1 pseudogene is annotated in these 915 nt (G+C 66.8%); it reads left to right on the top strand.

The annotated features are described in order from the left end of the window. Positions 1-711 (top strand): annotated as a pseudogene (locus ABB30_RS15285) (PQQ-dependent sugar dehydrogenase); the annotation flags it as partial. Positions 712-915: the final 204 nt, after the last annotated feature.

Genomic DNA, 915 nt, shown 5'->3' with positions numbered 1-915 from the left:
TTGGTATCGGTGCCGAGGGTCCCATCACGCCGTGCCGCCTCAGTTACGGCCACCGCCGGGCCTCCGGCCCGGACGGGAAGCTGGGGATCAGTTCCTCCGCACGCCAGAAGTTCGACGCGTGCCGGGGACATGGCCCCCAACCGGGGCAAGATCATCCGTCTCAACGATGACGGCTCGGTGCCGGCCGACAACCCGTTTGCCGACCAGCCCGCCCCGGCCAACCAGGTCTGGTCGCTGGGCCACCGCTCGGTGCTGGGCATCGCCTTTGACGGCAATGGCCAGCTGTGGGAACACGAGATGGGCCCGAAGGGCGGCGACGAACTCAACCGCATCGTCAAGGGCGGCAATTACGGCTACCCGGTGGTCTCCAATGGCGACCACTACGACGGCCGCAGCATTCCCGACCATGACACCCGCCCGGAATTCCTCGCCCCCACCGTGACCTGGCGCTCGGTGATCTCGCCGGCCGGTTTCATCATCTACAACGGCGCGGCCTTCGCGCAGTGGCAAGGCTCGGGCTTCATCGGGGGGCTGTCGTCCAAGTCGCTGGTGCGGGTGGTGTTTGACGGCGAGACCGCGCGCGAGGCCGAGCGTTTTGCCATGGGCGAGCGCATCCGCGAGGTCGAACAGGGCCCGGACGGGGCCATCTGGCTGCTGCAGGACGGCGAAGCCGGGCGCCTGCTCAAGCTCAGCCCGAAGGGCAAGCAGTAAGGGAAGAGCAGTGAGCAGTGAGCAGTGAGCAGTGAGCAGTGAGAGCAGGCAACAGCTGCCCTGCAGCTGATCACTTCACCCCTCCCCCTCGCATCGCGAAAAAAAACAGGCCGGGCATTGCCCGGCCTGTTTTCCATGCCAGCGCCAGCTTGCAGGCAAGCTCAGTCGGCAATCACCGCACTGGCCTGTTCCTGCGCCTGCTGC

The organism is Stenotrophomonas ginsengisoli, assembly GCF_001431485.1.
Lineage (GTDB): Bacteria > Pseudomonadota > Gammaproteobacteria > Xanthomonadales > Xanthomonadaceae > Stenotrophomonas > Stenotrophomonas ginsengisoli.
Note: the sequence above shows the minus strand (reverse complement) of the source record. Positions and strands in the feature narration are given on the sequence as shown.